The 26,646-nt window shown below is 39.9% G+C and carries 26 protein-coding genes and 1 tRNA gene; 16 read left to right on the top strand and 11 right to left on the bottom strand.

What is annotated here, in order from left to right; genetic code table 11:
- Positions 1–10: 10 nt before the first annotated feature.
- The 3 genes from EDC17_RS06865 to EDC17_RS06875 all read right to left on the bottom strand — a co-directional run bounded on the left by EDC17_RS06865 (position 11) and on the right by EDC17_RS06875 (position 1,929).
- The gene (locus EDC17_RS06865; RefSeq protein ID WP_132777358.1) at positions 11–820 is read right to left on the bottom strand and encodes a TPM domain-containing protein; all 810 of its coding nucleotides are present in this window, start codon (positions 818–820) and stop codon (positions 11–13) included.
- A gap of 10 nt (positions 821–830) precedes the next feature.
- Positions 831–1,265, bottom strand: coding sequence for a TPM domain-containing protein (locus EDC17_RS06870; protein ID WP_132777359.1), 435 nt, complete (start codon positions 1,263–1,265; stop codon positions 831–833).
- An 85-nt stretch (positions 1,266–1,350) separates the two neighbouring features.
- The gene (locus EDC17_RS06875; RefSeq protein ID WP_132777360.1) at positions 1,351–1,929 is read right to left on the bottom strand and encodes a LemA family protein; all 579 of its coding nucleotides are present in this window, start codon (positions 1,927–1,929) and stop codon (positions 1,351–1,353) included.
- A gap of 160 nt (positions 1,930–2,089) precedes the next feature.
- Between EDC17_RS06875 and EDC17_RS06880 the strand changes: the two genes are divergently transcribed.
- The 3 genes from EDC17_RS06880 to EDC17_RS06890 all read left to right on the top strand — a co-directional run bounded on the left by EDC17_RS06880 (position 2,090) and on the right by EDC17_RS06890 (position 4,298).
- On the top strand, positions 2,090–3,631 hold the full coding sequence (locus tag EDC17_RS06880; RefSeq protein ID WP_132777361.1) for an NAD(P)/FAD-dependent oxidoreductase: 1,542 nt from the start codon (positions 2,090–2,092) through the stop codon (positions 3,629–3,631).
- Between the two features lie 99 nt (positions 3,632–3,730).
- Positions 3,731–3,803 (top strand) — tRNA-Gly (locus EDC17_RS06885).
- Positions 3,804–3,851: 48 nt separating this feature from the next.
- A complete protein-coding gene (locus tag EDC17_RS06890; protein ID WP_132777362.1) occupies positions 3,852–4,298 on the top strand; it encodes a PH domain-containing protein in 447 nt (148 codons plus the stop codon).
- Here the strand turns inward: EDC17_RS06890 and EDC17_RS06895 are convergent.
- Positions 4,291–5,529, bottom strand: coding sequence for an MFS transporter (locus EDC17_RS06895; RefSeq protein WP_132777363.1), 1,239 nt, complete (start codon positions 5,527–5,529; stop codon positions 4,291–4,293). The two genes, EDC17_RS06890 and EDC17_RS06895, sit on opposite strands and share 8 nt — an antisense overlap.
- 170 nt (positions 5,530–5,699) lie before the next feature.
- Here EDC17_RS06895 and EDC17_RS06900 point away from each other — a divergent pair, with 170 nt between their 5' ends.
- Positions 5,700–6,677 (top strand): energy transducer TonB, encoded by a 978-nt coding sequence (locus EDC17_RS06900; protein ID WP_132777364.1) that lies wholly within the window; start codon positions 5,700–5,702, stop codon positions 6,675–6,677.
- Positions 6,678–6,749: 72 nt separating this feature from the next.
- Here the strand turns inward: EDC17_RS06900 and sufD are convergent, their stop codons facing one another.
- The 3 genes from sufD to sufB form a co-directional block, all read right to left on the bottom strand.
- The gene (gene sufD, locus EDC17_RS06905; RefSeq protein ID WP_132777365.1) at positions 6,750–8,057 is read right to left on the bottom strand and encodes a Fe-S cluster assembly protein SufD; all 1,308 of its coding nucleotides are present in this window, start codon (positions 8,055–8,057) and stop codon (positions 6,750–6,752) included.
- A 55-nt stretch (positions 8,058–8,112) separates the two neighbouring features.
- Positions 8,113–8,871 (bottom strand): Fe-S cluster assembly ATPase SufC, encoded by a 759-nt coding sequence (sufC, locus tag EDC17_RS06910; RefSeq protein ID WP_132777366.1) that lies wholly within the window; start codon positions 8,869–8,871, stop codon positions 8,113–8,115.
- Between the two features lie 85 nt (positions 8,872–8,956).
- Positions 8,957–10,408 (bottom strand): Fe-S cluster assembly protein SufB, encoded by a 1,452-nt coding sequence (gene sufB / locus EDC17_RS06915; RefSeq protein WP_132777367.1) that lies wholly within the window; start codon positions 10,406–10,408, stop codon positions 8,957–8,959.
- 411 nt (positions 10,409–10,819) lie between these two features.
- On the opposite strand from sufB, the gene EDC17_RS06920 reads away from it, so the two are divergent.
- Together EDC17_RS06920 and EDC17_RS06925 are read left to right on the top strand one after the other, a co-directional pair.
- Entirely contained in the window at positions 10,820–11,290 is a 471-nt protein-coding gene (locus tag EDC17_RS06920) for an Lrp/AsnC family transcriptional regulator (RefSeq protein WP_132777368.1), read from the top strand.
- Complete coding sequence (locus tag EDC17_RS06925) at positions 11,290–12,363, top strand: DUF6695 family protein (RefSeq protein ID WP_132777369.1); 1,074 nt, start codon at positions 11,290–11,292, stop codon at positions 12,361–12,363. The genes EDC17_RS06920 and EDC17_RS06925 overlap by 1 nt, the downstream gene beginning before the upstream one ends.
- A 1-nt stretch (position 12,364) precedes the next feature.
- On the opposite strand, the gene ung is transcribed toward EDC17_RS06925, so the two are convergent.
- Entirely contained in the window at positions 12,365–13,036 is a 672-nt protein-coding gene (gene ung, locus EDC17_RS06930) for a uracil-DNA glycosylase (RefSeq protein ID WP_132777370.1), read from the bottom strand.
- Positions 13,037–13,135: 99 nt separating this feature from the next.
- Between ung and EDC17_RS06935 the strand changes: the two genes are divergently transcribed.
- Positions 13,136–13,675, top strand: coding sequence for a DUF2892 domain-containing protein (locus tag EDC17_RS06935; protein ID WP_132777371.1), 540 nt, complete (start codon positions 13,136–13,138; stop codon positions 13,673–13,675).
- A gap of 37 nt (positions 13,676–13,712) precedes the next feature.
- On the opposite strand, the gene EDC17_RS06940 is transcribed toward EDC17_RS06935, so the two are convergent.
- Together EDC17_RS06940 and EDC17_RS06945 are read right to left on the bottom strand one after the other, a co-directional pair.
- On the bottom strand, positions 13,713–14,171 hold the full coding sequence (locus tag EDC17_RS06940) for a hypothetical protein (protein ID WP_132777372.1): 459 nt from the start codon (positions 14,169–14,171) through the stop codon (positions 13,713–13,715).
- 10 nt (positions 14,172–14,181) lie between these two features.
- On the bottom strand, positions 14,182–14,655 hold the full coding sequence (locus EDC17_RS06945) for a DUF4293 domain-containing protein (protein WP_132777373.1): 474 nt from the start codon (positions 14,653–14,655) through the stop codon (positions 14,182–14,184).
- Positions 14,656–14,708: 53 nt separating this feature from the next.
- On the opposite strand from EDC17_RS06945, the gene truA reads away from it, so the two are divergent.
- The 5 genes from truA to EDC17_RS06970 all read left to right on the top strand — a co-directional run bounded on the left by truA (position 14,709) and on the right by EDC17_RS06970 (position 20,021).
- Positions 14,709–15,524, top strand: coding sequence for a tRNA pseudouridine(38-40) synthase TruA (gene truA, locus EDC17_RS06950; protein WP_132777374.1), 816 nt, complete (start codon positions 14,709–14,711; stop codon positions 15,522–15,524).
- A 68-nt stretch (positions 15,525–15,592) separates the two neighbouring features.
- Positions 15,593–17,290 carry an ABC transporter ATP-binding protein gene (locus tag EDC17_RS06955; protein ID WP_394343351.1) on the top strand — a complete coding sequence of 566 codons (1,698 nt, stop codon included), beginning with the start codon at positions 15,593–15,595 and terminating at the stop codon, positions 17,288–17,290.
- An 86-nt stretch (positions 17,291–17,376) separates the two neighbouring features.
- Positions 17,377–18,474, top strand: coding sequence for a DUF695 domain-containing protein (locus tag EDC17_RS06960; RefSeq protein WP_132777376.1), 1,098 nt, complete (start codon positions 17,377–17,379; stop codon positions 18,472–18,474).
- A 95-nt stretch (positions 18,475–18,569) separates the two neighbouring features.
- A complete protein-coding gene (locus tag EDC17_RS06965; RefSeq protein WP_207895708.1) occupies positions 18,570–19,571 on the top strand; it encodes an endonuclease/exonuclease/phosphatase family protein in 1,002 nt (333 codons plus the stop codon).
- 6 nt (positions 19,572–19,577) lie between these two features.
- Complete coding sequence (locus EDC17_RS06970; RefSeq protein ID WP_132777378.1) at positions 19,578–20,021, top strand: hypothetical protein; 444 nt, start codon at positions 19,578–19,580, stop codon at positions 20,019–20,021.
- 75 nt (positions 20,022–20,096) lie between these two features.
- On the opposite strand, the gene EDC17_RS06975 is transcribed toward EDC17_RS06970, so the two are convergent.
- Positions 20,097–22,208, bottom strand: a complete 2,112-nt coding sequence (locus EDC17_RS06975; RefSeq protein WP_132777379.1) for a M3 family metallopeptidase — start codon at positions 22,206–22,208, stop codon at positions 20,097–20,099.
- Between the two features lie 226 nt (positions 22,209–22,434).
- Here EDC17_RS06975 and EDC17_RS06980 point away from each other — a divergent pair, with 226 nt between their 5' ends.
- The 4 genes from EDC17_RS06980 to EDC17_RS06995 all read left to right on the top strand — a co-directional run bounded on the left by EDC17_RS06980 (position 22,435) and on the right by EDC17_RS06995 (position 26,636).
- Positions 22,435–23,544, top strand: coding sequence for a DUF4407 domain-containing protein (locus EDC17_RS06980; protein WP_132777380.1), 1,110 nt, complete (start codon positions 22,435–22,437; stop codon positions 23,542–23,544).
- Positions 23,545–23,614: 70 nt separating this feature from the next.
- Positions 23,615–24,802 (top strand): DmpA family aminopeptidase, encoded by a 1,188-nt coding sequence (locus tag EDC17_RS06985; RefSeq protein ID WP_132777381.1) that lies wholly within the window; start codon positions 23,615–23,617, stop codon positions 24,800–24,802.
- Positions 24,771–25,877: a serine hydrolase domain-containing protein gene (locus EDC17_RS06990; RefSeq protein WP_165894379.1), complete on the top strand. Its 1,107-nt coding sequence runs from the start codon at positions 24,771–24,773 to the stop codon at positions 25,875–25,877. The genes EDC17_RS06985 and EDC17_RS06990 overlap by 32 nt, the downstream gene beginning before the upstream one ends.
- Before the next feature lie 12 nt (positions 25,878–25,889).
- Positions 25,890–26,636: an aspartate/glutamate racemase family protein gene (locus EDC17_RS06995; protein WP_132777383.1), complete on the top strand. Its 747-nt coding sequence runs from the start codon at positions 25,890–25,892 to the stop codon at positions 26,634–26,636.
- The last annotated feature ends 10 nt before the right edge of the window (positions 26,637–26,646 follow it).

Here is a 26,646-nt window from a genome sequence, read left to right on the forward strand (position 1 = left end):
TTTAACAATACTACCAACGACCACTAGCACCGCCGCCGCCGAAGCCACCGCCGCCAAAACCGCCAAAACCGCCACCTGATCCGCCGCCAAAACCGCCGCCTCTGCTAGAGCCGCCACCTCCGCCGCCCATACCATTCAACAGCATCCACCAGAATAAATCATTCGAGCCTTTGCCGTTGATCATACGACCGCCTTTATTATTGCCGCCACCACCTTTCGATATCAAGGCAAAAATCACAACAATAATAATGATTACCGCGATTCCACTTATTCCACCTTTTCCATCCTTAACACGTTGTTTGCGCTCAGCTTTATATTCTCCTTTGGTGTATGAGATAATCGAGTTCGTCGCGTTATCCAAGCCTTCATAATAATTGCCTGACCGGAATGAAGGTTTGATGTCATTTTCAATAATTCGATACGCTATAGCGTCAGGAAGCGCTCCTTCTACACCATATCCAGTTTGTATGGTCACAGCGCGGTCACCGATAGCAGCCAATAGCATGACGCCATTATTATACTTCGCCTGACCCACACCCCATTTTTGAGCTAAACGGACTGCATAATCCGCTACATCATAACCATCCGTACTATTGACTAATACGACAGCGATTTGTGTAGAAGTAGTATCATTGAATGCGACTAGCTTTTGTTCTAAAGCTGCCCTTTCATTCGCTGACAAGGTATTTGTGTAATCCGTCACAATGGTACGCGACACTTCAGGAAGATTCTGAGCGTACAGTGAGTTTATCCCACAAACACTAAGTATACAGGTAAAAAAAAGAAGTACGGAAAATATATTTACTTTAAAAAATTTCATAGGTGCAAGTTTAATTACCAAAGTGTATATCGTTAGGCAATTCGTTTACATCGTCTTCTCGACGAGGAAAATAATGGTGCAATTGCTCTCCCGCATCGTGAATGCCCGCTACCAATCCACTTGCAAAATCCCCATTTCGAAAATGTAACAACATTTTCTCTTTAGTCTTTTCCCAAAAGTCTGCTTCTACCCGTGAATTTATTCCCGTATCTCCTATTATGGCAAATTGATGATCCTGTACAGCGAGGTATAAAAGTACACCATTACGCAGGCGCGTCTTGTGCATTTTCAAACTCTCAAAGTATTTTGTCGCCTTTTCTATGGCAGTTTTGCCGTCGCCCACCACATTTTCTATGACTACCCGAATCTCTCCTGAAGTCATATTCTCCGCAACACTCACGGCGTCCACTACGCGCTCTTGTTCTTCTTCGTTTAATATTGTCATAGTTGGCAGATATAATTGAAAAAGATGAATATAGTATACGGATTCGCACCTATATTCATCTTATACAATCGATTAAAGAATATTCTTAAAATGAAACTTCCGGTGCTTTGTCCGAACCTGCTACAGCTTGGAATGTCCCTTTCGGTTTGAAGCCAAAAATTCCAGCCATGATGTTGTTCGGGAAGCTACGTACCGTAGTATTGTAGTCCTGCACGGCTTCATTGTAGCTTCTGCGCTCTACAGATATGCGGTTTTCCGTACCTTCCAATTGCGCCTGAAGCTCCTGAAAATTAGAGTTTGCTTTCAAGTCAGGGTATGCTTCCACACTTACCAACAAACGGCCAATAGACTGTGATAAAGCATCTTGCGATTGTTGAAATTTCGCAATAGACTCTTCTGACAAATCATCTGGATTTACCGTCACAGAAGTTGCCTTAGCACGAGCTTCTACTACAGCTGTTAATGTCCCCTGCTCATGCTGAGCGGCGCCTTTTACCGTCGAAACCAAGTTAGGTATAAGATCAGCACGGCGTTGATACGCGTTTTCTACCTGTGCCCATTTTCCTTTAACGTTTTCATCTTTCGTTACCATGGTATTATACCCACAAGAACTCAATGAGAAGGCTGTAAACAAACCAATTAAGGCAAATAATAATCTTTTCATGTGTAATAATTCAATTCTGTTTGTCTAAAAATACAAATAAGTTTTTATTTATTTTATAATCTTAATCAAAGCAGATACCAAATTGAAGGAAATAATTCCTTCAATTTAAATTTTTGTAGCTTTGCATTATGTTTTGGGATAAATACCCAATAGAATATATATGCAACAAGAAATCGAATTAGCCATAAGTCCGGATCACATCTACAACGAGGACTTCATCATACAACAAGGCGTCAAAAAACTAAAAATTTCGAGGGATACAGTAAAAGGAATTTATATCCGCAAACGCTCCATAGATGCCCGTAGTAGACAAGTGCTCTACCGCATCCGAGTGGTATTTTATATCAATGAGGAGCCTCAGATAGAAACATTTTCATCCGCGCTAAAGCCAGTGGCTGACGCCAAACCGGTCATCATCATTGGTGCTGGCCCAGCAGGGTTGTTTGCTGCCTATCGCTGTATCGAGCGCGGCCTTAAGCCCATCCTACTGGAGCGTGGCAAAGCGGTTCGCGATCGTAGACGCGACTTAGCCAAGATCAACCGAGAAGGACTTGTCAATCCCGAATCCAACTATTGTTATGGTGAAGGCGGTGCTGGTACCTATTCGGATGGCAAACTCTACACCCGCTCTAACAAAAGAGGCGATGTGCATAAAGTATTGTCAATTTTCGTAGAAAATGGAGCTGATGAAGATATCTTAATTGACGCACGTCCACACATCGGCACCAATAAACTTCCTCATATCATCGAGGGCATGCGAAACCGCATATTGGAGATGGGCGGAGAAGTTCATTTTGACACCAAAGTAATCGACATTGTCGAACAGTTTGGTCAAGTGAAGGCGGTGAAAACTGCGGATGGCAAAACCTTTGATGCTGAACACGTGATTGTGGCAACAGGTCACTCTGCAAGAGACATATACGAATTGTTTAGAAACAAAGATTGGCTTTTGGAAGCTAAACCTTTTGCTTTGGGAGTCCGCATCGAACATCCGCAAGAGATTATCGACCAGGCCCAATATCATTGCAGCTCGCGTCACGAGAATCTGCCTCCTGCATATTATAGCCTCGTAGAGCAAGTGAATGATCGCGGTGTGTTTTCATTTTGTATGTGTCCAGGAGGCATTATCGCGCCTTGTGCGACGGATTTTGATGAAATTGTAGTCAACGGCTGGTCTCCCTCGAAACGCAATAATCCACATGCGAATTCAGGCACGGTAATCCAGATCAATCTTGAAGACGTACCTGACGCAGCAACTAACCCATTTGCCTTGCTGGATTTTCAGCGTCAGATAGAACGACAAGCATTTCAATTGGGTGGCGGTAATCTTGTGGCTCCTGCGCAGCGTATGGTGGATTTCGTCGAAAATAGAGTTTCTAGAAATTTACCTGAAAACTCGTACAAGCCGGGAACTAAATCCGTCGATTTAAAAGAGGTGCTCCCGGACTTTGTTCATCGCGCATTACGCGGTGCCTTACCTATTTTTGGCAAGAAAATGAAAGGCTATTATACGAACGAAGCTATTTTGGTAGGTGTAGAATCCCGTACCTCCTCGCCTGTTCGTATTCCTCGTGACAAAGATACTTTACAACATCCACAAATAAATGGCCTTTATCCTTGTGCTGAAGGTGCCGGATATGCAGGGGGAATCGTATCTGCAGCGATAGATGGCATCAATTGTGTGGACGCGATAAAAATTTAAGTGGTTAAGAATTAAGTGTATTATACTTTTTTAAGACAATTTTTGAAATTTAGTCTTGACAAGAATTAAAAAAGCCTTATTTTTGTATCACAATCGCAAGCGAAAGTAGCTCAGTTGGTAGAGCACAACCTTGCCAAGGTTGGGGTCGCGAGTTCGAATCTCGTCTTTCGCTCAATAAAAAAAGTTTCTCCTATTTGAGAAGCTTTTTTATTTTAGGGCTATGATTGTCTTTCATCCACAAAAAGGTTTTAAACCTATAATACCTATTTTCGGACTTCTAACGCTTTTCCTTATACCTACCGGAATTATTCTTTGGAGTAGTAAAGCTGCCGTAATGATCTGGATTCTCGTAGGCGTGAGTGCGTATGGTCTTATTAGTATTGCCTATCTCATCGCCCAGAAAACAACTAAATATTGGATAATTGACACTGAGCTGCATTATAAATCTACGTTCCTCAAAGGAACAATCGATATTCAGACAATTCGAAAAATCGAAGTAAACGCGAGCAATTGGCTCAATGGCAAACCCGCCAGCAGTAATACAAAGGGAATCATCTTGTTTTTTGGTCGATATGATGATGCCTTTGTCACGCCCGAACACAACCAGATATTCGTGAATGAACTGCTGAAAATCAATCCTGCTATAGAGGTGGTCTATATTAAATAGGCTGTTCCTGATCTTTACTTTTCCCTAGATTCATGACTGAAGGAGTCAAAAAGGACAATATGCCCACCACACACATAGCCAAGCCACCTATAATGAAGGCATTCACCACGCCTATCTCATCGGCAATCCAACCTGTAAAAAGCAAACCGATTACACTAGGAATTATTGCGAAACTGAAATACAGAGAGAATACTCGACCTAAAAATTCTGGCTTCACCTGCTCCTGAATAATAGTCATAAAGGATGCATTAAAAAAAGAAATTCCTACTCCCCCTAGTGTGGTAATAGCCACATATACCCAAAATAAATCCCCGCTTATCCAGCCTGAGAAAACGAAGGTCAATCCCAGCAGAATGTGCATGGCATTGACCAAGATCACTTTAGAAACATTTCCTTTCCAAGCACTTAATATCCCACCACCTACGAGCATACCTACACCCCAAACAATTTCGATAACACTCATCTCCCACTTACCACCTGAAAAATGATCTATGGTCAGCAAAGGATACATTATTGCGATGGGCATCACAAAAAAAGTTGTCAGCATCGCATATATAAATAGCATATACAACCCTTTATTCTTATGAATTTCGCCAAATCCTAATTTCAAATCCTTTAGCACCGAAGAAATAGTACCCTCAGCTTTCTCTTGTTGCAATTTTGGAATAGTGACCAAAAGTAAAGAGACAATCGCCAAGATAGCTCCTACTACATCCAGATACAATACCTTAGCGATGGGCATATAAGTAATGGCGAGCGCTCCTGCCGCTGGACCAGCAATCATGCTAACAGATTGCAGCATCTGGTTAATTCCCGAAACTTTAAGAAGCTTTTCTTCTGGAACGATTAGTGGAGCGATGGCTTGCATTGCTGGTGTATGGAACGCTTGTCCCAACGAGCGGCATACCAGAAGAAAATAGACAAAGAAAAGATTAGCTTCCCCTTCGACAAATGCAAATGACATTAAAAATGTACAACCCGCAATAAAAGCATCTGCATAAATCATAACCTTTTTGCGATCCCAACGGTCAATATACACACCGGCAAAAGGGCCGATGAGAGCTTGCGGCAGCAATCCTGCGATTCCAGCAAAGGCCAATACCTCCGCCGATTTGTAGTGCAGACTTAAGTATATAATAACCGCAAAATTAACAGCAGAACTACTCAACAAGGACACAAACTGTCCTATCCAGATATATATGTAGGTTTTGAACCAATCTTCCTTAAACATTCCACAATATTTTGCTCAAATATAGCATTGGGATTCAAATAATTAGTTACCTACCTTCCTTTTTGTGGTTTTGCTGTCTTAGGATAAGTCGATTTAAAGGCTAAAAGCTTTTTCAGCTTCAGGAGAAAAAAATTATATTTACAGATAATCTCAATTTATTAACCATAAAAATGAATATTAGAATAATCTTGCTATTTATATGGTGCATTTGCAGCATAAACACTGCCTTTGCACAGATTTCCTTCACTTCGCTCTACACCAAAGACGGAAAAGAAACTAAAAACCCAGAAGAAGCACATTATTATAGAGAAATGTCTCTAGCAGAGAATTCACAAGTTCAGGTGATTGAGAAATACATCGAAAATAATAAGACGAAATTAATAGGAACATTCCCCAGTTTCAAGGATAGGATTTTCATTGGACAAAAGCTGCAGGCATATGAGGATGGAAAGATAAAGAGCAAAGAAATTTTTAGTCATGATGGCATTTTAATTGACACTGCTTTATATTATCATCCCACTGGAAAATTGAGGATTGCCTACCAATACCCTTATAAAACAGAGAAAAATGCTACAACAGTCACCGATACACTAATATTGGCATATAATGATTCGCTAGGCAATAGAACGCTATTCAACGGCAATGGCTATGCAGAGCTTTTATCCTCCAATAATACAATCGAAAGAGGCAACTTTGAGAATCATAAAAAAACCGGCAAATGGTCCGGAGAATTTATGAACAACAAATACACATTTGAAGAGACCTATGACAACGGAAAACTTATTAGTGGGTACAGCAAAGATTCTTCGAACAATGAGATTCCTTATAACAACAGCAACTTTATGACACCTCCTGAATATCCGAATGGGATAAATGTATTAAGGTTATTTGTAGCTAATAGTTATCAATATCCTCGTGAGGCTATTCAAAATCGTGTAAAAGGAACTGTAAAAGTATCTTTCATAATTAATCAAGAAGGTCAGATGGTGGATATGAAAGTCGAGGAAGACTTAGGTTACGGAACAGGTGCAGAAGCATTGAGAGTTCTAAAAAGAGCTAAAAAATGGACGCCTGGTATTATGCGGGGAGTGCCTGTGCGGGTAGCATATAGTTTCCCGATCCGATTAGACTTGACATCATTAAGATAATGATAGATAAACTAAAAAGCGTCTAAGAATTACATCCTAGACGCTTTAAAAAATATAAAACTACACTACTAATTATTTTCTATCTAAGCCTTTAGCGACTAAATCTTCCACATACGCTCTTACTGCTTCATTGTTAAAACGTGAAGTCACGTCAAAAGCAAAAGCATGTACTAATAAGATACGTGCAGACTCCTCGCCGATACCTCTTGCTCTCAAGTAGAATAAAGCATCATCATCAAATTGCCCCATCGTACATCCGTGCGAACATTTTACATCGTCAGCAAAGATTTCCAATTGTGGCTTAGTATAAACTGTTGATTTATCACCCATCAACATATTGTTGTTTTGTTGGAAAGCATTTGTCTTCTGTGCATCTTCACGTACGAAAATCTTCCCGTTGAAAACAGCAGTTGATTCATCTTGAGGAATATTTTTGTACCATTCGTAAGACTCACAGTGAGGTTTTAAGTGATCTACCACCGTATGGTTGTCTACCAGTTGCTTATCCGCTAATAGGTTGATACCATACAAGTGAGATTCTACACTCTCCGCATCCAAACGCACATTGATATTATTACGCACGAAAGTAGCACCAGGGAAAGTACAGTTGTAATTGTTGTACAAGCTATATTTCGCTTGATAAACCTCGGTATGGTTGATATAGTTACTTACCGCATCTGCAACTTGAAGGTAATAGTGTTGAACTTTTGCGTTCTCATCCAATACGATTTCGGTTACTTTATTGTGTAAGTTTTTCGCTGTATTATCTAATGTAATGAAAGACTCCACAATTTCCACTTCAGCATTCGCTTCTACGATGAATAAGTTTCTTGTTTGTGAGAAAAAATCTTCACCCCCTGTCGCTACGTGAACAATATGCAAAGGTTTTGAAACCACTTTATTTTTACCCACTGACAAGTAAATACCAGAAGTATAAAGTGCCGTATTCAATGCGACTAAAGTATTATCCGTTTTGTCAGCATACTGTGCAAAATGTTTTTGAAAATTTGCTTCTTCAACAGCTTCTTCGATTGGTTTTACCGTGATACCAACTTCATCTTCTAAAGAAGAGAAAGCTAATACATACTGACCATTAATCAATACGATACGGTGTGCATCCAATGCTGGAATATCCGCTTTGCTCAAATCCAAATTTGCAACATCCACATCTTCGTTCAACAAGTAAGTCTTGTTTACCAAAGAATGAATGTTAGTATATTTCCATTCCTCATTCTTGACAGTTGGAAAACCTTCTTTTTCAAATTTAGCGAAAGCCTCTTGACGGAGAGCTTTCAAAGATGAAGGTTCGTTTGTAGCTTCTAGCTCTTGAAAAGTAGAAGTCAACTGTTCGAATAAAGAGTTTGCTATTGTTGTACTCATGTTATTTGTTATCAATCCGCTCATGACCATAAATTTTTATCGGTGACCGATTAGATTAGGCATTTTGCGCATCTAAGTCTTTTAACCAATCGTAACCTTTTTCTTCTAATTCTAATGCCAATTCTTTTGGACCTGTCTTTACAATGCGACCATTGTGCAATACGTGTACAAAATCAGGAACGATATAATCTAATAAACGTTGGTAGTGTGTGATTACTACGAAAGCATTTCCTTCCGAACGCAATTGATTCACACCATTTGCCACGATACGTAAAGCATCGATATCCAAACCTGAATCCGTTTCGTCTAGGATAGCCAATTTAGGATTCAACATCGCCAATTGGAAGATTTCATTACGTTTTTTCTCACCACCAGAGAAGCCTTCGTTCAATGAACGGTTAGCCAAGTTAGCAGAGAATTCTACTAATTTTTGCTTCTCTTTTACCATTGCTAAGAATTCTTTAGCTTCCATAGGAGGAAGACCTTTATATTCACGGATATCGTTAACAGCAGTTTTCAAGAAATTGATGTTCGATACGCCCGGGATTTCCACTGGATATTGGAAAGCTAAGAACAAACCTTCACGCGCGCGGTCTTCTGGAGATAAATCCAATAAATCCACACCGTCCAATGTCGCTTCACCACCTGTCACTTCGTAAGAATCACGCCCCGCTAATACGTTTCCTAATGTACTTTTACCAGCACCATTGGGTCCCATAATCGCATGAACTTCTCCTGCTTTTACTTCTAAGTTTAATCCTTTTAATATTTGTTTGTCTTCAACAGACGCTTGCAAATTCTTTATTGATAACATTGCTTTTTTAGTATTGAGTATTGAGATGTGAGTATGGAGATCTCTCTTTGCTCACATTTTCAAATTATCTAATTTTCAAATTCTCTTATCCTACCGATCCTTCTAATGAGATTGCTAATAATTTCTGTGCTTCTACCGCAAATTCCATTGGCAACTGATTAAGCACTTCTTTTGCGTATCCGTTTACGATAAGCCCTACGGCTTTCTCCGAATCTATACCGCGTTGATTTAAGTAAAACACTTGATCTTCGCCGATTTTTGAAGTCGTCGCTTCGTGCTCTAGTTTCGCCGATTTATTTTTGTTCTCGATATATGGGAAGGTATGCGCTCCACAGCGATCACCAATCAATAACGAGTCACATTGTGTAAAATTACGCGCATTATCCGCATTCGGACCGATTTTCACCAAACCTCTATAAGAGTTATGGCTTTTACCAGCAGAAATACCTTTAGAAACAATCTTTGATTTGGTGTTTTTACCAAGGTGAATCATTTTCGTTCCTGTATCTGCAACCTGCATATTACGCGTCATAGCCACAGAATAGAATTCACCAACAGAGTTATCACCTTTTAAGATGACACCTGGATATTTCCATGTAATCGCCGAACCTGTTTCTACCTGAGTCCACGAGATCTTGGAATTATCACCTTTACAGATACCGCGCTTTGTTACGAAATTAAAAATACCACCTTTACCGTCTTTATCACCAGGATACCAGTTTTGTACTGTAGAGTATTTGATTTCGGCATCTTTCATCGCTATCAACTCCACAACTGCAGCATGCAATTGATTTTCATCACGCATAGGTGCTGTACAACCCTCTAAGTATGACACGTACGAACCTTCGTCCGCAACAATCAGTGTACGTTCAAATTGACCGGTATTTTGAGCATTGATACGAAAATATGTAGACAATTCCATTGGACAGTGTACGCCTTTGGGAATATACACAAACGAACCATCTGAGAATACAGCTGAATTTAATGCCGCGTAAATATTGTCAGTTTGAGGCACTACAGTGCCCAAATATTCTTTTACCAACTCTGGATGCTCTTGCACCGCTTCACCGAAAGAACAGAATATTACACCCTTTTCTTTCAATTTCTCACGGAATGTAGTTTTCACAGACACAGAGTCAAACACTGCATCCACAGCAACTACACCAGCTAAGATTTTTTGTTCATCCAGCGGAATACCTAATTTCTCAAATGTCGCCAACAACTCCGGATCCACCTCATCCATGCTTTCCAACTGCTTTTTGGCTTTGGGAGCAGCATAGTACGACAACTCTTGAAAATCTACTTCTGGATTTTCAAAATTTTGCCACTTCGGCATTTCCATAGAAAGGAAGTGGCGGAAAGCTTTTAACCTCCATTCCAACAACCATTCTGGTTCATTTTTCTTAGATGATATTAGGCGAATTGTATCTTCGTTCAATCCTTTGGGAGCAATATCCATCTCAATATCAGTCGTAAAACCGTATTTATATTCTTCTTGCTCCAGCTCTTTCAGTAATTCGTCGTCTTTGGTACTCATATTTTATGCTTCCCCTTTTACTAATCAAACGTTTATATTTGACCTTTTTGGGACTACAAAGTTACGATATAAATACCAATAAAATAGCATATTTTGGACGCCCAAGGGGATAATCAGTGTAATTTTGTGACAAAAGTCACTTATTTGTTTGTTTAGGACGATTTTGTGAAAATATTTTTACAAAACTATGATTCAACATAGAATATAACTATACAGTTAGTCTTGATAAATATATTTTATCTATATAACAGCTAACTTTCATTAAGGTTTCCAAAGCAAAACATGACACTTTTAAACACAATATGAAATCAAATATGCGTTCTGCCCATCGCTTGGATTCGAATATTACCCCAAAACACATCTTATTTACAGTATATTTTTTTATATTTACAGTTCGAAGAAAGATGTACCATGTCCTATCAACTAGACAAACTTGATCTAAAAATTTTGCGCCTCTTACAAGAAAATGGTCGTATTACCAACTTGCAGTTGGCAACCAATATTGGCTTATCGCCAGCGCCAACTTTAGAGCGTGTACGCAAACTAGAAAATTCGGGTTTTATCAAGAGCTATCATGCCTTTGTGGATGAGGAAAAATTGGGTTTAGGCATCAAATCTTTTATTCAAATTTCACTAGATTTTCACACTCACAACGCCATTCCTGAATTTGTAGAAGCTGTCAAAGCTATACCAGAAGTAACAGAATGTCATCATGTGACGGGCAACTGTGACTTTATACTCAAAGTCTACGTTAAAGATATAAAGGCTTACGAGGCGGTCATTATGGAGAAAATCTCCAAAATTCCGTTTGTTAAGACTTTCCAGACAATGATGATTATGTCAACCTCTAAAAAAGAACCTATAGTACCGTTAGAATACTAATGAATAACGATTATCAAGATTTTGCAATTATCTTAACATGGCCGGATGCTACGATTCGCGGTGATGAAAAATGGATGATGTTTTTCAAGAAAATCGGTATTGTCAAAAATCTAAACTTCAAAGTAGGTCATACAGGAGTCGTCATCATCGATCACCAAACTGGCGACATGTTGTTTTATGACTTTGGACGCTATATTACTCCTCGAGGATATGGACGAGCGCGCTCCAAATTCTCGGACCCACTGCTTGACATACAGCTTAAAGCTGAAATTCAAGATAACGAAATTCGCAACATTCCCGAACTTATCAAGCATTTTGAGGAGCTAAAGCCAGCGATGTATGGTGATGGTAAATTGTTTTTCTCTATCGTAAAAGGAATAGACTTCCAAAAAGCCAAAGAATACGGCGATTCTTGTGTGGAACAAGGAACTTTTCCCTATGGAGCAGTTGCCAAAAACAACAACAATTGTTCGCGCTTCATCACTAGAATGCTGATGAAGTCATCGACGAAGTTTCATTTTTGGCACATGTTGAATCTGCCCGAAACCATAAAGAGTAGCCCGGTGAGTAATCTGATTAATGTAGTGGATGATCGGATAATATACTCCTACACGCCTTCGGAAGGAATAAAAAGTTTCAAGATGAATCGGTTCCAATCGTTCATTTTTTTGGTAAAACAACTGCGGGACAACGTTTCACGCAAGAAATCCTCCCTTTTCCCGAATGACCTTATCATCGGCGGAATGGATTTTATTTCGAAACCCATTACATTACCTAAAGATGCTGTTTATCTAGGCGGTGTGGGTGATGGGGCTTGGTTTACGATATCAGCAGCGGACATTTCCAATCAATATGTGATCAAACGATTTACCTCTACTGGGAAACTAGAGTATGTGGTGCGTGGCGAATCCACAGAGATTTTTAATATAAATCTTCCTTGGAAAATCACATACGACAGCCATTTGCTATTCACACATATCGAGCAGAACAATAAAAAAATTCGTATCAATCACCTCGAACGCTTTGAGAATAAGAAATACGATTTCGAGAAGATCAAAGAGCGTTACGCTTAAGCTACAATTTCCAATCTATTACACTTCTTCCCTTAGAAGCCAAATAAGTATTTGCTTTAGAGAATGGTTTACTGCCAAAAAAGCCGCGATATACGGACAATGGAGATGGATGTACAGCTTTTAGAATTAAATGTTTTCTCTCGTCGATAAGCACAGATTTCTTTTGAGCATAGCTCCCCCACAATACAAAAACCACATTTTCCAGTTCTTCGGAAATCTTAGCAATAATATGGTCCGTAAAAGTTTCCCACCCCTGCTTCTGATGGCTGGCTGCTTGATGCGCACGCACTGTCAATGTCGCATTGAGCAGTAAGACGCCTTGCGTAGCCCACTTAGTCAAGTCACCCGAAGTAGGAGTCTGAAATCCAGGAATATCTGTTTGCAACTCGGCAAAGATGTTTTTCAGTGATGGTGGAAAAGTAATGCCTTGGGGCACCGAAAATGATAGCCCATGCGCTTGGCCCACATTGTGGTAAGGATCTTGTCCGAGGATGACAACTTTGACATCCTGTAGACGAGTGAGACGGAAAGCATTAAATACCAAATCTTGAGGAGGATATATTTCAAATTGTCTACGCTCTTGCTGAACAAAAGCAGACAATTTTTTCATATAATCTTGTTGAAATAATGGCTTTAAGATGGGTCCCCAGCTTTCATTGTACATTTTTTCCATATAACAAAAGTACATTTTTCACTGCGAATCGTACAAACAAGTTTGCATAACTACTTAAATTAATGGATATTTGCATATTAAAAACTACAACAAGAAGAGATGTCAAATTTAGTGCGTATTATTATTAGCTGTTTACTTTTGGTAGGTACAGTAGTATTATTTTGGTTTGGATATTGGGGCTGGGGTATTTTAGGTATCTTGGTTACTATTTTAGCATGGGTGACCGTTTTCTTCCATGAATATATGCTTATAGCGCAATGGTATTTCCGTAAACAGGATATGGCTAAAGCAGAAAGCTGGTTAAGCAAAATCACCAATTACGAAAAACAACTTATCCCTGCACAACATGGTTATTACCACTTGTTATTAGGTTTGTTGGAATCTCAACGCGCGCCTTTGCAATCGGAGAAATTCTTCAAAAAAGCACTTTCATTAGGTCTTCACATGGATCATAATGTAGCTTTAGCAAAATTGAGTTTAGCAGGAGTAATGATGGCAAAACGCAATAAACGTGAAGCAGAGAAATATCTGCAAGAAGCGAAACGTGCTGACAAAAACAAACTGTTGGCCGATCAAATCAAGATGATGAAAGATCAAATGGGATTGATGGACAAACAACAGTTCCGTTACTCAAGATAAAACAAAACAGCCTCGAAAAATTTTCGAGGCTGTTTTGTTATAATTCTATTGTATATTCTAAAATCTTTCCTTGCTCTTCATAATCCTCAATCGCCAATTTTAATTGCTTAGGCTTGCCCCATTGCTTCTTCCAACCTCCTGTTTTGATGGTGAGCACTACTGGCTCATTCCGGGTCAATAGATAATGAAGATAATTTTGTCGATCCATGATATGGATTCTTACCTTACCCAATTGCATGGTTTCATACCACAATGGCACGTCACTACCACTCAATAATCCCGTAGAAAAGGTATTCAACTTGAACTCACGGGGATTTTTAAGGTACGATTGCAAATACAATTCGACAGTTGCGGTATCTCCTTTTGTGTTGACCTCGGCCTTTTTCGTCCATATTTCTATTTCATTGACATCAATAGACTTTCGCTCTTCCTTTTCTTGTGAGTAGGAAAGAAAGCTCAAACAGGAAAAGCAAAGGGTAAAAAATAAACTTCTCATTACTAAAATCTTAACGCAATCTATCCGCGGATTTAATTAATTTTTCGTCCTTGCGAATACCGCCAATGGCCATCGCCAAGAAGATAATCGCAATAGGTAATAAGAAAAATCCTACGCCAATATTATTTGCCCCAAATTTTTGGCTGATTAAATCTAATGTAGCAGCTGAAGTGAAATACATCCACACACCCAGAAGTGCGATCAAGACAATGGACAAATAGATTAGCTTGATCTGAAGTTTTCTGTTTTTGTATTGAAAAATCGTAATCAAAGGAACTAGGGCCACTAATATCGTTGCTATAGTCTGCAAGGTGAAGCTGCTTTGTTTTACAGATTCATTATTTGAAGCCGAATATTCGCCGGTTACAAACATTTTCTTGCCCAGGCCCACAAGGTCTATATAATTCAAATAAGGGAATATAAATAACCCCAAAATCACTACCGTAGCTAATAATAACCAAATCGTTTGAATACGTTGTATCATATCTAATTCTATAATCTTGACAATACTACAAATATAATATAAACCACAGAAATATGACTTTGTTCTACCTCATCTGTGGAAGTATTTTTTTTACCTTTGTCTCTGTGAACGAAAAGAAAAGATATTTTTTAGAGATCGCTTATGATGGCACTGCCTATCACGGATGGCAGATTCAGCCAAATGCGATGTCGGTTCAAGAAAAATTAAACCACGCTCTTCATACTTTTTTACGGGAAGAAATAGAAACGATTGGGGCAGGACGTACCGATACGGGTGTACATGCCAAACAGTTGTATGTGCATTTTGATAGTTCACAACCTATTTTGAACGATAATCCATCACGCGCATTACAAGCCCTAAATGCTTTATTGCCTTTTGATATTTCGGTCCAACGCATTCTTACTGTGGCAGAAGATGCACACGCACGCTTTGATGCCACAGAGCGCTCGTATGAGTACCATCTACATTGCCAGAAAAATCCTTTTCTGATTAACAAGTCTTGGTTGATGCGCGACATTCCGGACATCGAAAAGATGAATGAGGCGGCTCAATACTTGTTAGGAACCAAAGATTTCGAATGTTTCAGTAAATCTAACACCCAAGTATTCACCAATATCTGTACTATTAAAGAAGCGCGGTGGGAACAAAACGATGAAGGTTTTGTTTTTCATATTACGGCCGATCGTTTTTTGCGCAATATGGTCCGCGCCATTGTGGGCACTTTATTAGAAATTGGCGTAAAAGGTAAACCAATTTCTTATATTGAGGACGTGTTAGCGAGCAAAAGCCGTTCGAAAGCAGGTGTTTCGGTGCCTGCGCATGGTTTGTACTTAACACGAGTTATTTATCCATATATTCAAGAAAATTAGATTTGAAACAAGATAAGATATCGGGAAAAGCGTACGACAGCAGATTGTTGGGTCGTTTAGCCAAATATATGCGTCCCTATCAAGGCATCTTTTGGGTATCTGTAGTGCTCACCATTCTGTTGGCGGCTGTTGCTCCCGCATTGCCCATGCTTATCGAGTATACCTTGGATAATTACATCTTGAATGGGCAGTACAAAGGGCTCAACAGCATGCTCATCGTGATGTTGGCCTTATTAGTTGCGCAGACAATTATTCGGTATTTCCACACCCTGATGACCAATACGCTGGGACAGTCTGTCATTCGGGACATCCGTATTCAAGTCTTCGAACACATCACCAATTTACGCTTAAAATACTTCGATAATACGCCTATCGGGCGACTTATCACCCGTACTATTTCTGATCTGGAAACCATTGCTAATATCTTTTCAGAAGGATTAATTCAGATTATCGGTGACCTACTGCAATTGGTTGTGATACTAGGCGTCATGTTCTATACCGATTGGCGATTGACATTGATTATCCTCATTCCTATGCCGTTGATGTTGTGGGCGACATATATTTTCAAGGAAGCGATGAAGTCTGCATTTCAAGATGTACGACTTTGGGTGTCCAACCTGAACACCTTCTTACAAGAGCATATCTCGGGGATGGCGGTTATTCAATATTTTGCTCGTGAAGAGCAAGAAATGAAGAAATTCGACGCCATAAATAAGGAGCATCGAAATGCACACGTGAGAGCGAACTGGTATTTTTCTATTTTCTTTCCAGTGTTGGAGATTATCATAGCGATTGCAACCGGACTTTTGGTGTGGTACGGTTCGAAGCAAGTGCTTGCTGATGTCATTTCTCCCGGTGTTGTGGTGGCATTTTTGATGTATATCAATATGATTTTCCGCCCTATACGTGAGTTGATTGATAAATTCAACACCTTACAGATGGGTATGGTATCCGCCGAACGTATTTTTGAGGTGTTGGACACCAACGAATTTACACCTAATACAGGAACATACCGACCGGAGCACATCCGTGGTGCAATTGAATTTAAGAATGTATGGTTTGCGTACAATGACGAAAAATGGGTCTTGAAAGATGTCAGCTTCAAGGTGCAACCTGGCGAAACTTTAGCATTAGTAGGTGCTACGGGAGCTGGAAAATCTTCTACCATCAATATATTAAGCCGATTCTACGAGATCCAGAAAGGTCAGATCTTATTGGACGGTGTAGACATTCGCGACTATGAACTTACTTTCTTGCGAAAAAATATATCCACCGTGCTTCAGGATGTCTTCCTATTTTCGGACACTGTAAAGAATAATATCACGCTACAAAACCCTCATATCACCGACGAGCAAATCATCAATGCCGCTAAAAGAGTGGGTGCATATGATTTCATCATGCGATTGCCTACTGGATTGGATTACAAAGTACAAGAGCGGGGTGCTACTTTGTCGGCAGGTCAGGCGCAATTGGTATCGTTTATCCGCGCTTTGGTGCACGATCCACGTATTTTGATACTCGACGAAGCGACTTCATCTATTGACACCGAGACCGAAATATTAATCCAATCCGCTATCGATAATTTGATGGAAGGTCGTACTGCCATTGTCATTGCACACAGACTCTCGACGATTCAGAAGGCCGATAAAATTATCGTATTGGAGAAAGGCGAAATGAAAGAAATGGGATCCCACCAAGAACTTTTGGCTTTGGACGGTTACTATAGAAAGCTGTATGATTTACAGTTTACCTCCGCAGGCATTTAATACTTCTGCAACTATTTTTTATTTAAAAATTATTAGCTAAATTAACCATTGATTAAAAAATCGGAAAAACTTAAATCCTAATGCTAATGAATTTTCTAAGAAATATGTTCTCTAAGAAGGAAAATACGCCTGATTCATATACATATTCAGATTTTTGGAAGTGGTTCGCAAACAACGAAAAGAACTTTTTTTCCAGTGTAAAAAGCAGAGAAAACATTGAAACCGAATTCTTTGATAAACTTGCTCCTGAGCTGAATAAACTTGGGTACCGCTACTATTTTCTTACAGGAATGAAAGATGAGCATACTGCGGAACTCATTTTTACGCCGGACGGAAGCATCAAAGATATTGTATTCGTGGAAGAACTTGTTGAAGCAGCTCCCCTACTGGACAATTGGAAATTTGTCGCCTTGAAACCCGACTCCAACATCGAACAGATGGGTATCCGAATGGGAGATTATGAGTTTTCTAAAGAAAATCTATTCTTTTACCCGATTGAACACGCTCAATATCCCGATGAAGTAGAAATCGTCATCGTACACGAGCAGTACAATGAAAAAGATAAGCAACAAATCATAAGCGGTGTATATATTTTCTTGGACAATTATCTTGGAGAACTTAACTCCTTGACTACGATTGATCATTTGACGGTGGTGGGCCGTGACAAAGCCGAAAAGGAATTGATTTCTATAGCTAAATTAAAGGATTATCTCATCTGGCGAGAAAAGGAATTTGTAGAAGGATATCAAGGGATACGCCACAATACCGAGAATGATAGCTATTCGATGTTTGAGGCCAAGCTAGCGAATGGAAATGTACTTTTGGCGACTATCAATACCGATATTTTGAAATGGGACAAAAAAGCCTCGCATCCCTGGATTGCTACTATGATCATCAAATATAAGCCTGCGAACAATGGATTACCGAGCAGCGCGGATTATGAATTTTTGAACGACATAGAAGTCGAGATAATAGGATTGCTACACGATAAAGACGGATATATCAATGTAGGAAGACAGACGGCAGATGGCGAAAAAGAAATATATTTTGCATGCAAAGATTTTCGCAAACCTTCGAAAGTGTTTTATCAAATCCAACAAAAACACAAACATAAGCACGAAATCACCTTTGACATGTACAAAGACAAATATTGGCAATCCTTTAACCGATTTATGCAAAATTAATAGTGGATTTTGGGCGTGGATTTTATATTTTAGGTTATTCAACAATAATCTAAAGTATGCTCTCTCGCCTCTTACTTGTAGTATTCACATTATGTTTGACCTTAAACATTTCCGCACAAAAGAAATTGTTCACGGTTTTTCAGCTTAATATTTGGCATGAAGGAACCGTTGTTCCCAAAGGGTATGATGCCATTATTAATGAAATCATCGACAAGAATGCGGATGTGGTAATGCTTTGTGAAGTCAATAATCAGCATGGAGTAGATTTCGTTTCTAGACTTCTCCATGACTTAAAAGCAAAAGGGCAACATTATTACGGCAGATCAAGTGAACAGTCTGTAGATGTGGCTACACTTTCCAAGTACCCCATTCTAGCGCAGCATACCTTATACGAAAAAGAAAATCGGCAAGGTCAGGTCTTAAAAACGAAAATAGAAATCTTCAACCATCCCCTAGTTTTCTATTCTGTGCACTTGGACTATACCAATTATGCCTGCTATCTCCCGCGAGGATATGATGGTGTGACTTGGAATAAAATGGAACAACCTATTACCGATGTGCAACAAATCCTTATTGCCAACCGCAAGAGCAAACGTGATGAAGCTATCCGTGATATAATTGTGGATGCTCAACAAGAAGCAAACAGACATAGCATAATTATCGCTGGGGATTTCAATGAACCCTCCCATCTGGATTGGATCGAGGGCAACAAATACTTGTACGATCGTCGTGGAGCCGTAGTACCTTGGGACTGCTCAGTCATGCTTTATGGCGCGGGCTATCGCGACGCATTTCGCTTTCAGTATCCTAATCCAATGACACATCCCGGCTTTACCTACCCTTCATTCAATAAGGATGCGCCGATTGAAAAATTAACTTGGGCTCCAGAGGCTGACGAACGCGAAAGAATTGATTATATTTACTTCAAATCATTAGGCAATACCCTAACACTAAAAGACATTAAAGTCGTGGGACCTGAAATTAGCGTTCGTTATGCACAAAAGCACGAAAACGACGGTAAAGATCAGTTTATGCGGCCTAAAGATGTATGGCCCTCGGATCACAAAGGACTATTAGCTACATTTACTATTAATTAAAATAAGATGTCCACACGTTTTACAGACCAGAATAAAGTGCTATCCGATTTTGAAAAAGAAGTCTGGGTGATATGTGCCGTCTGTTCGAAGAAAGCGATCGCCAAACTGGACGTTGATCAAAAAAAAGCGCAGCTATTTTGTACGAATTGTGGCACTCACCGACAAACTTCTACGGAAGTGTCTCCATACGGGATCAAGGGGAATTTGAGGCTCGCTCCACATAGGTACTTCGAAGTAGAATTGTGGTTACAACATCCCTTCAAGAATGAGGTTTTTTATGCTTTAAATGGCGAGCATTTGGATTATCTAGAACAATATATTGGCGCAGATTTGCGGGAGCATAAAAACAGGACACACTTTACGTTATTGGAAAAATTACCCAAATTCTACCATGAAGCGAAGAACAGAAAAGGCCTACTCGCTATCATCCAGAAATTGAAAAGAAAGTAAACACCTATTATTTATACAAAAAAATGGGCTCATTCTTCGAATAAGCCCATTTTTATATTGATAGAGGGAATTCCCTTAATTCAAACCTCGTTTTTTCATCAAGTGGATTGGATCTGGATCTTTTCCTCTGAATAATTTATACAATTCTGCTGGATTTCCTGTACCACCTTTTTCTAAGATGTTTTTGCGGAAAGAGGTCGCTGTCGCTTGGTCATATAAACCATTCTCTTTGAATGCAGCAAACGCATCAGAGTCTAATACTTCTGCCCAGATGTAAGCATAATATCCTGCAGAATAACCTCCTGAGAAGATGTGTTGGAAATAAGTACTTCTATACCTTGGAATGATAGATTCGATCAATCCCGCTTTGCGCATCGCAGCACTTTCAAAAGCATTTACATCACCTGTGATAGGAGTTTTGATGTTGTGGTAATTTAAATCCAATAATGAAGCAGCTAAATATTCTGTAGTTGCGAAACCTTGGTCAAAAGTACCCGCTTTATCCATTTTCTCAATTAATGAATCCGGAATAGCTTCACCTGTCTTGTAATGCTTCGCATATGTTTTTAGCACTTCTGCATCCGAAGCCCAGTTTTCCATTATCTGAGATGGTAATTCTACAAAGTCACGTGATACAGATGTACCCGATAAGGATTGGTATTTCACATTGGACAATAATCCGTGCAATGCGTGACCAAACTCGTGGAATAAAGTACTTGCCTCATCGAAAGTCAACAAAGCAGGTTGGTCACCCACAGGTTTTGTAAAGTTACACACAATGGAAATAACAGGAGCTACACGCTTACCATCTTTTGTAGATTGTTTGCGGTAAGAAGTCATCCACGCACCACCACGTTTTGATTCACGTGGGAAGAAATCCGCATATAGTAATCCTAAGTGTGAACCGTCTTTATCTTTTACCTCGTATACTTCTACTTCTTCGTGGTATGTAGGGACATTATTTAACGCTACGAAAGACAGTCCAAACAATTTGTTGGCTGTTTCGAAAGCACCCTCACGTACCGCCGCCAAACTAAAGTAAGGCTTGATCTCTTCTTCGTTAAGTGCAAAACGTTTTACACGAATTTTCTCAGCATAATATCTCCAATCGTATGGAGCTACTTTGAAAGTATCTTGCGCTGCATCGATTTCTTTTTGGATATCTGCTGCTTCTACCTTAGCCTTGTTGATCGCTGGCGCCCACAATTTGCTTAGCAATTGATTGACATTAGCTGCGTTGGCTGCCATTGCTTCTTCTAGCACGTAAGCTGCATGAGACTCATAACCCAAAAGCTTCGCTTTCTCCAAACGAAGGTTAGCGATTTTGATAAGGATTTCTTTGTTATCATTATCATTACCGTTATTACCGCGCATTTGGTACGCATTCCAAATATCTTTGCGCAATTCTCTATTATCAGCATATTGCAAGAAAGGCATTACCGAAGGATTCGAAAGTGTGAACACCCATTTTCCTTCTTTACCTTTAGACTTCGCGACATCAGCAGCAGCAGATTTAAGACCTTCTGGCAAGCCTGCTAGATCCTCTTCTTTCTCCACCACTAATTCGTATGCATTTGTTTCTGCTAATAAGTTTTGACCAAATTGAGTAGTCAAAACGGACATTTCAGCATTGATTTTTTTCAACTTCTCTTTGTTCTCATCGGATAGATTAGCTCCCGAACGCACAAAGCTTTTGTATGTTTCTTCTAATAATTTTTGATCTTCTGCATCCAAGCCAAATTGATCTTTGTTTGTATAAACAGATTTTACACGCTCGAATAATTTAGCGTTCAATTTGATCTCATCGCTATGCGCAGATAATTGAGGTGCCAATTCTTTAGCCAACGCTTGAAGACTGTCATTGGTATTCGCTGAATTCAGATTGGAGAATACCGTCGCTACATTTGACAATAATGACCCTGCATTTTCCAGCGCTAAAATAGTATTTTCGAAGGTCGGTGCTTCGCTATTATTTACGATAGTATCTATTTCTAAATTATGTTTTTTCAGCGCTTCTTCATAAGCAGGTTTAAAATGCTCGTCTTTGATTTTATCAAATGGTGGAACATTAAATGGCGTTTCATACGCTGCTAACAAAGGATTGTCTGTCTGTAATTTATTTTCGCTACCGCATCCTACGAACATAGATGCAACTACCAAAAATGGAATGAAGCTTTTTTTATTCATTACAATTTATTTTGTTTTTATACGTTTGCAAAAGTAAACAATATTTCATGCAATCATGAACTATTCTATAACCCAAGGTGTCCAAGATAAATATATTCACACGAATAGGCAAATAATCCTAAAACATCTTTATTCACCGACATAATATAACCTTTTACCGAAAATAAATTCTATAATATAAATCAATACTTACTTTTGAACCAAAATCATACGCAAATAAGATAAAATGAACAACCTACAAAATTTCTTTTGGTGGTGTGCAGGCATACATAAAGAGACCCTCAAAAAGTACCCGGAGGAATACAACAAATATATCAGTATTGGAGCGACAATATTTTTCACAGGCTTATTTGCGGCTTTAGCTGGCGGTTACGCTTTATATTTTGTGTTTAGTGGTGGCAGCTTTGCCCTATTGTATTCGATCGTATTTGGGCTGATTTGGGGTTTAGCCATATTTAACCTAGACCGATACATTGTACTAAGTATAGATAAGACCAAAGGGACTTTCAAACAGTTTTTGCAAGCCCTCCCGCGTATTCTGCTGGCGGTACTTATCGGACTGGTGATTTCCCGTCCTTTGGAGCTTAAGATTTTTGACAAAGAAATAAAAGAACACCTCCGTGTAGAATATTTGAAGCAGCAGCAGGCCACGATCGATACGCTTAATCGTACTTTCGAAAATAAATATGCTGCCGAATATGTGCAGCTACAAGGATTGAAGACACAAGCCGATTCTTTAGAGTCTTCCATTAAAACAGATAGGCAAAAGCTTAATCACGAGATATTCGGCACCAAAACCGATGAAACCTCGGGTGTATTGGGCTATGGACCCTATGCTAAAATGAAAGAATCCAACCTTCAGAAGCAAGAAATATTTTTAGATACACTGCGCCAACGCATACAAGGTAAAGAAGCACTTCTTTCTCAACGAAAGGTCAAGGAAGGTATAATGGATGAAAAAATCCTTACCGACAAAAGCCTCGACAGCGCTATTAATGTAGCGGGATTTGCAGATCGTAATGCAGCGCTAAGCAATTTGCACAAGAACCCGGACGGCACAGAAGAGACTTCGACGCAATATGCTGTGTTCTTCATTACATTGTTATTTGTATTTTTCGAATGCTTGCCGGTATTTGTCAAGCTGATGAGTCATAAGGATGCTTATGATATCGCTGTTGCAAACCAGAATATTGTGCACCACTTCGAATCCGCATCGAATGTTGATATTGAAAAAAATGCGCTTAACCAACTGATTCCACATCGAACAGATGTGGCGATACAACGCAGAATGGATAAACTAAGTCAAGAGTACGAAGCACAAAAAAGCATGGAATAAAAATCATTCTTTGCCGAAAAGGTCCATTTTCATAAGTAATTTAGTATTTTGCAATACAATATTTTGCCCCATGAAAATACTAACTTATGGATTGTGCATAGCATTGAGCTATTGTACACTTATCGACTCACAATTATTTGCTCAAGAAAAAAGAAGCCGCGCGCGTGATTTAGGGATCACCGTAGGCATATTACCTACTGGTCAATGGAATGCCATTACGGATGTTGCCGGGGTTAAGGTAGGACAGACCTCTGTCATATCTGGCGAAAGCGTCCGTACAGGTGTGACTGCCATCATCCCTCATGAGGGAAATCTCTTTCAAGACAAGGTGGCTGCAGCCGTATATGTAGGAAATGGTTTTGGAAAGATGATTGGGATTTCCCAAATCCAAGAATTAGGAAATATTGAGACGCCTATCCTATTGACCAATACCCTTAATGCCCCTAAAGTAGCAGATGCCCTGATTGATTACATGATCAATCTTCCCGGAAATGAAAGAGTCAAATCCGTTAATTCTGTCATCGGAGAAACGAATGACGGAGGTCTCAATGATATTCGCGGTAGACACGTGAACCGAGATCATGTGTTTCAAAGTCTTCGAGAAGCAAAATCTGGCCCCGTTGCCGAGGGTAACGTAGGGGCAGGTGTAGGCACCGAAACATTAGGCTACAAAGGAGGCATTGGAACCTCATCGCGCAAATTGCCGGCGTCCAAAGGAGGGTACACCGTAGGTGTACTCGTACAGTCCAACTTTGGTGGCGTATTGCAGATTAATGGTGCACCAGTAGGCAGAGAGCTTGATAATTTTTATATGATGGAAAAGAAAGAAGCTTACAAAGCCGATGGCAGTTGCATGATTATAATTGCAACAGACGCCCCTCTTTCTTCGCGCAATCTCGAGAGATTAGCCAAAAGATCTTATATATCCTTTGGAAATGTAGGCGGATTTTCGTCCAATGGTTCCGGTGATTATTCCATCGCTTTCTCCACTCATCCATCCGTACGTGTACCTTATGACAATAAAAACCAAAGAGAGTTGGATGTAAAAGATGTGCACAACGACGAACTTTCAGCATTATTCATGGCCGTATGGGAAGCTACAGAGGAAGCCTTGCTCAACTCTATGTTTATGGCAGAAGACATGACGGGGATCAACAACCGCACCGTAAAAGCATTACCTATAAAGAAAACGTTAGAAATATTGAAAAAATACAATGCGCTTAATCATGACAAATTGCCTAAGGCTGTTAAAAACTAAAGTCAGCATCGTTATTATTTTCTTAGTCGCCCTGCATTCAGAAGCTTGGAGCCAATCCAAGAGGTTGGAAATAGACAAGATCATGAATGAAGTTGGAATACCGGGCATACAAATCGCTTATACGAAAGGTAAAAACACAGACTTATATGCGCAGGGTGTCAAAAAGTTTGGAACAGCTGACAAAATCGATTCAAAGACAAGATTTCAGGCGGCATCACTCACCAAAGTAGTCGCGGCTTACACTTTCTTTCGCTTGTTGGATAGGGGATTGATTGAGCTGGACAAACCGTTAATGTATTATTACACCTACGACCGATTGTACAATACAACTCATGGAGATAAAATCACCGCCCGAACGGTACTGACGCATAGCTCTGGCCTACTGAATTGGGAAGGTGATGTGCCATCTGCGCAGTGGCGTGCGACACCGTTAACCCTACAATTCGAGCCTGGAACAGACTATATGTATTCGGGAGAAGGCTTCTATTTTTTACAAGAAACGATGGAACATATTACCCAAAAATCGTTTCAATCACTGGTCGAAGAAGAGGTCTTAAACCCTTTAGGATTAACGCACACCAATATCGTTTGGAACGACACCCTAGAACCTCGTGCCGCCTATGGTCATTACGAGCTAGATAAACCTCGAAAATTAGGCAAGTATGCCAAGACAAATGCAGCCTATACATTGTATACCACGGCTGCGGATTACACAAAATTTATCCAACAGGCGCTACTGCAAGGAAAAGGCTTGAAAAAAGGCACCCACAAGCTCATGTTAGAGAAAGCAGGTGAAGCCAAAAAAAGTCCGGATGTAGACCCTACCGACCAATATGTACCATGCGCGCTGGGATTGCGCATGCAACTCAACGAAAAAGGAGTTGCTTATTGGCACACGGGTTCAAATCCGGGATTTCGCTGCTTTTTTATTACCTACCCTAAGCGCAAAGAAACGCTTGTCGCTTTTATGAATACGGACCAAGGTTTTCCTGCTATGAAAAAGTTAATGCAGTTATTCTTGGACAACAACCAGACTTTTTGGGCCTATGATTGGCGCGAAGGAGAATTAGATTAATATTTTTGAATTATGATAGGTATTGTAGGAGGGGTCGGGCCATTAGCTGGACTCGACGTTTTTAAAAAAATAATAGAAGAAACTGTAGCACTCAAAGATCAGGAGCATCTCCCGGTCCTATTATCTTCCCAACCGCAACGTATTGTGGACAGAACAAATTTTCTCGTTGGTAAAGAACCAACAAACCCAGCATATGCCTTTTTGGAAATAATAAAAGAGTTGGATGCTGCAGGCGCGCAAATCGCAGCGATACCCTGCAATACAGCACATGCTCCCGCTATATTCGATCCGTTGCGAGCTGCTTTGAATACACCTCCGCTAAGCATTCGAGTGCTTCACTTGGTCGAGGAAACCGCTAAATTTATACAGCAACAGTATGCGGGTCATAAAATAGGAATTTTGAGCACGACAGGCACCAGGGACACAGGTTTGTATACTAAAATGCTTGAACAGCATGGAATAGAAAGCATCTCTCCGGATGATGTATTGCAGGAAAAGGTTCATCAAGCCATTTATAATGAATCGTACGGCATCAAAGCTTATTCCTCTCCTGTCACGACTCATGCCAAGGAGGATTTAATTCAGGTAGTCGAAGAATTAAAGAACCAAGGTGCACAGGTGATTGTTCTTGCTTGTACTGAGCTGCCTCTGGCGCTGACAGAAAAAACATATTTTGGATTACCGACTGTCGATCCTAACCGTGTTTTAGCAAGGGCGTTGATCCAGCATGTGGCTCCAGAGAAGTTGAAACCACTATAAAAGTGCCCCT

This window comes from Sphingobacterium alimentarium (assembly GCF_004342685.1).
Taxonomy (GTDB): domain Bacteria; phylum Bacteroidota; class Bacteroidia; order Sphingobacteriales; family Sphingobacteriaceae; genus Sphingobacterium; species Sphingobacterium alimentarium.